This window comes from Paractinoplanes deccanensis, assembly GCF_016862115.1.
Classification (GTDB): Bacteria; Actinomycetota; Actinomycetes; order Mycobacteriales; family Micromonosporaceae; genus Actinoplanes; species Actinoplanes deccanensis.
This window is the reverse complement of record NZ_BOMI01000229.1, coordinates 1-5,152: the sequence shown is the minus strand read 5'-3', so window position 1 is coordinate 5,152 and position 5,152 is coordinate 1. Positions and strand designations below refer to the sequence as shown.

Sequence of the window (5,152 nt, the reverse complement as noted above, 5' to 3'; positions counted from 1 at the left end):
GACCACCCAATCCAGCCGCTCGACCCGCTTGGACGGTGGGTCGGTGACGGGCATCAGTCCACCATCGCCCGCTCGGTCCGCGGCGTGCGCTCCCCGGGGTTCAACCACGACAGCCTCTCCTGTACGCGTGCGGCCAGCACGCCGAGATCCGGTACGCGGGCCGGGCCGCTCCGGGCCCGCAGGCGCGCCGCCTCCCGGCCGACGGCCGAGTCCATCTCGCCCGGCTCCGCCACCACGTCGGCGAGTCCCCGGGCCACCATCCCGGCGGCGTCGATCGGCGCCTCGTGTGCCGATGGCACGGCGCGGGCGTCCGCGGCGACCAGCACCCGGTCGAACGCGGCCAGCGCGTCCGCTCCGCAGCCGGCCGCCACGGTGTCGACCACGGCCAGCCACGGCTTGCCGGCGACCGGCTCCCGGGCCGGGTCCACCAGCCCCCAGGCGACCTTGGCGAGGAGGCCGAACTCGCGGCGCAGCACGAAGCCGGCGAACGTCACCGCTCCCCGGTCCAGGCCGGCCACGTCCACCCCGGCGCTGAACACCCGGCGGCCGCCGGCACCGTGGCCCGCCACCGGGCCGCCCCGGAGCACCGCCACCCGGACGTCGTCGTGCAGCAACGCGAGGTCCACGGCGACCTCGAGATCGGCGACCGACGCATCGTCCTCGGCATTGCCCGCGCCGGGATTGGCCAGGGTGACGTGGGCATACGTGCCGGCCCGGCGGATGTGGGCCCGGCCCAGGTCGACCCCGCCGCGGTGCCGGAACGCGCCGAGCAGACGCCGTGCCCGCCGGGTCGGCTGGCGCATGGCGTCGAAGACCCTCGGGCCCGCCTCGGGGTCGCGGACCAGCGCGGCGATGAACAGCGCCCGGTCGAGCTCCCGGTCCGGGCCGGCCGGGATCAGCTCGGGGAAGAGAGCCTCTCCGATCCGGAGAAGGTCGGCCATGCGCGGGGTGGCGTGGTGCGCGGCGATCCGGCGGTGGATCTCGCTCGCGTGGCGGGCCAGAAAACCGGCACGAGCCTGCCGGGACTCCTCGTGCACATAGTGGGCGGTCAACCGGTGCTGCCGATCGCGGGCCCGCCGGGGCGGCAGGTGCCGCAGCAGCTCCACGCCGCCGCCGAGGTGCGTGCCCAGCCGCGCCCGATCGGCCTCCCAGCCGTCGCGGAAGACGGGCGCGCCGAGAATCCAATAGGCGAGCTCGGGGGCGCTCGTCATTATTCCGCGATCCGGGTGCGCCTGATCCAGCGGAACGGGACCGGACCGTCCGCCGGCGATTCGCCGTCCGCTCTCCCGAAATGCTCGTAACCGCCGTAGTGGCTCACCTTGACGGTATCGGCAAGGTTGTCGACCCGTTGACGGCGGACGTCGGTCGGCAGCGATTCGGGGCCGCCCTCGAGAATGATGTCGAAAGTGCCCGTAGCACTGCCGGCGGAATTGTCCATGGCTAACTCCCACGCACGAGAACGGTCGGCCTTTCCTTTTCGAACGTAGGCTCAGCCGTTCCGCGGGCAAACCCTTAAACCGGTGCGGGCGGCCCCTATCCGGCCGCCCGGATGCTTTCCGGCATGGACGTCAGCCAGTCGTCGATCACGCGCGCGGTGCCGGCCGCCCCCGACTCCAGCATCGTGAAGTGGTCGCCGCCAACCTCGGCCGTGGCGGTGGCCGAGGGCCACGTCGCGCGCCACGGTGACTCCGTCTCGGCCGGGCGGACGAAGAGGGTGGGTGTCGTGACCGCCGGCACCTCGAACTCCGCGATCAGCTGCACGTAGCGGCCCATCGCGGAGAGCCGGGCGCTGGTGAAGGGCCCGAAGGACTCCTCGCGGGCGAAGAGCCCCTCGAGCATCGGTGTCGCGAAGTGCTCCATCGCGGCGCTGTCCGGCAGGTACGTGTCCAGCAGGGCCAGCCCGGCCGCGGGACGGCCCCGTTCCTCGAGCAGCCGCGCCAGGCCCTGGGCGAACAGGCCGCCGGACGAGTAACCGACCAGCGCGTACGGCTCGTCGCCGGCGATCTGGAGCAGGCCGGCGGCCAGCCATTCGACGACCGCGCCGGGCGACTCCGGCAGGGCCTCGGACTGCCGGAATCCGGGAATCGGGAGGGCGTGCACCTCGCGGAGGCCGCGCATCGCCGTCGCGAGCCGCGCGTACTGATGCGCTCCGCCCAGTCCCATCGGTGAGGGGACACAGATCAGGCGAGGCCGCGCGGGTCCCTCGGCCAGCCGCACCGGCGCGGCGATCTCGGTCAGCTCCGCCGGCGAGCGGAACCCTGGGCGCAGCCGCGCGACCGCGGACAGCAGCGCGAAGCCGTCGTCCCGGCGACCCGCCGCGACGGCGTCGCGGAACAGCGCGCCCAGCGTGTCCTCGCGGTCGGCCGGGGGCGCGGTGCCACCGGCGGCCGCGTGCAGGTGGCGGGCCAGCGCCCGGGCCGTCGGGTGATCGAAGACCGCGGTCGCGGTCAGCCGTACGCCGGTGGCCGCGCCGAGTTGGTTGCGCAACCGGATGGCCGCCAGCGAGTCGAAGCCCAGCTCGGTGAACTGGCCGTCCGGGTCGACGTCGGCACCCGAGCGGTGGCCGAGCACGGCGGCCGCCTCGGCGCGGACCAGGGCGAGGCAGTCGTCCTCGGTGCGCGGCGCCGGGCGGGAGCCGGCCGCGGCACGGCGCCGCGGGTTCAGCCGGTCCAGCAGCGGGGTCGCCGGGGCGCCGGCGAGACGCAGGCGGATCGGCACCAGGACGGGGTCGCCGGCGTCCAGGGCGGCGTCGAACAGGGCGAGCGCGTGCCGGTCGGTGAGCGGAACGACTCCCGACCCCGCCGTGCCGACCGTCGCGGTCATGGTGCTCCGGGTCTCCCACAGTCCCCAGGCCAGCGACTGGGCGGGCAGGCCCTGTGCCCGGCGCTGCCGGGCCAGGGCGTCGAGGTAGGCGTTCGCGGCCGCGTAGTTGGCCTGGCCGGGCGAACCGAACACGCCGGAGGCGGAGGAGAACATGACGAACGCGTCGAGCTCCCGCTCCCGGGTCAGCTCGTGCAGGAGGTGCGCGGTCCGGGCCTTGGCGGCGAAGACGGTCTCCAGCCGTTCCGCGGTCAGGGTGGCCACCGTGGCGTCGTCGAGCACCCCGGCCGCGTGGATGATCACTCGTGGGGCGAACTCGTCGAGCAGCGCCCGCAGGCAGTCGCGGTCCGTGATGTCGCAGGCGACGATCTGGGCCTGCGGCAGGTCCCGGCCGAGCTGGCCGGCGCCCGGCGCGTGCGGCCCCCGGCGCGAGACCAGCACGAGGTCGGTCACTCCGTGCTCGTGCGCCAGGTGCCGGGCGAGCAGGCCGCCGAGGGTTCCGGTGCCGCCGGTGATCAGCACCGGGCCGGCGCCGAAGTCGACACGCTCCCCGTCCCGGGCCGCGCCGGCGCGCACGAGCCGGGGCACGCGAACGCGGCCGTCGCCGTCCACGCGCAGCTGCGGCTCGTCGCAGACGGCCACCGCCGCCCGCGCCGTCGCCGGGTCGGCGGCGTCGACCAGCACCAGCCGGTCCGGATGCTCGGTCTGCGCCGACGCCAGCAGGCCCCACACCGCGGCCGCGTCCGGCATCGTCTCGCTGCCGGGGATCAGGACCAGCCATCGTTGCTCGTCGGCTGCCAGACGCTGTTGCACCCCGGCCAGGACGTCGGACAGGGCGACGCCGGCGCAGTCCCACACCGGCAGGTCGGCCTCGGCCCTGCCGAGCTCGGCGGCGTCGGCCCAGTCGACGGTGTAGAGGTCGCGCACCGGCGTCGCGGCGAGCCGCTCGGGCAGTGCCCGCAGGACCAGCGAGCCGACCGTGGCCACCGGGGCGCCGGCTATGTCCGTCAGGGCCAGGGACAGGTTGTCGCCGTCGGCCCGCAGCCTGACCCGGACCCTGGTCGCGCCGGTTGCGTGCACGGACACGTCCTGCCAGGCGAACGGCACCAGCACCGGCGCGTCCTCGCCGGACGTGTCCCGCAGGGCGGCGGTGTGCAGGGCGGCGTCCAGCAGCGCCGGGTGGATCGCGAAGGCGGCGGCCCGGTCGTGCTCCGACGGCGGCAACTCGACCTCGGCGTAGAGGTCGTCGGCGGCCTGCCACGCCGCCCGCACGCCCTGGAACACCGGGCCGTACTCGTAGCCGCGCTCGGCGAGCCGGCCGTAGAGGTCGGCTGTGGGAAGGGGGACCGCCTCGGCGGGTAGCCCTTCGACGGCGGGTGCCACCGGGCCTTGCTGGTCGAGCACGCCGGTGACGTGGCAGGTCCAGGGCTCGTCGTCGGCGGTGCGTGAGTAGATGCCGACGCGCCGTTCCGCGTCGACCGTGGTCTGCACCTCGACTGTTCCGTCCAGCACCAGCGGCGCCTGCACCGTCAGCTCGCGCAGCGTCGGCGCGCCGACCAGGTCACCGGCTCCGATCGCCCAGTCGACGAACTGCGTCCCCGGCACCAGCACCGTCCCGTTGACCGCGTGGTCCGCCAGCCACGGCTCCCGCGCCGTGGACACCTTGGCGGTGACCACCACGCCGCCGTCGGCCAGCCGCACCACCGAACCGCCGTCGTCGGTCTGGTCGAGCCAGAAACGTTGCCGCTGGAACGCATACGTCGGCAGATCGGCAGGAGCAACCGCCGGCAACACCGGCGTCCAATCCACCGCCACACCAGCCGTGTGCAAGACCGCCGCAGCACGCAACACATCAACCAGCCCGCCGCTGTCGCGCTTGAGTGTGCCGGTCACCGTGCAGTCGTCGACCGTCTCGACAATTCCCGGCAGCAACACCGGATGAGCCGACACCTCAACAAACCGGCGCAGTCCATCGCTGGCCGCCGAGCGCACCGCCGCCTCGAAACACACCTCGGCCCGCAGATTGGTGTACCAGTAGCCGGCATCCAGCCCGGCCGGATCGATCGCTTTTCCGGTCACTGTCGAATACCAGGGCACGTCGGCGGCGCGGAACTTCACGTCACCCAGCCGATCCTTGAGCACCGCCTCGACGGCCTCGACCTGCTCGGAATGCGACGCGTAATCCACGTCGACCCACCGGGTGCGCGCCCGGCCCCAATCCACCGACTCCAACGCGCGCCGGTCCCCCGACACCACGCACAAGCCCGGACCGTTGACCGCAGCCACCCCGACACCCGGAACGCCGGCCACCAACTGCCGAACCTCATCGGCA

The 5,152-nt window shown here is 74.3% G+C and carries 3 protein-coding genes; all 3 read right to left on the bottom strand.

What is annotated here, in order from left to right; genetic code table 11:
- Positions 1-53: 53 nt before the first annotated feature.
- A complete protein-coding gene (locus Ade02nite_RS48710; RefSeq protein WP_203778274.1) occupies positions 54-1,211 on the bottom strand; it encodes a Clp protease/crotonase-like domain-containing protein in 1,158 nt (385 codons plus the stop codon).
- Positions 1,211-1,438 carry a DUF5988 family protein gene (locus Ade02nite_RS48705; RefSeq protein ID WP_203778273.1) on the bottom strand — a complete coding sequence of 76 codons (228 nt, stop codon included), beginning with the start codon at positions 1,436-1,438 and terminating at the stop codon, positions 1,211-1,213. The genes Ade02nite_RS48710 and Ade02nite_RS48705 overlap by 1 nt, the downstream gene beginning before the upstream one ends.
- 95 nt (positions 1,439-1,533) lie before the next feature.
- Positions 1,534-5,130 carry an SDR family NAD(P)-dependent oxidoreductase gene (locus Ade02nite_RS48700; protein ID WP_275410008.1) on the bottom strand — a complete coding sequence of 1,199 codons (3,597 nt, stop codon included), beginning with the start codon at positions 5,128-5,130 and terminating at the stop codon, positions 1,534-1,536.
- Positions 5,131-5,152 lie beyond the last annotated feature (22 nt).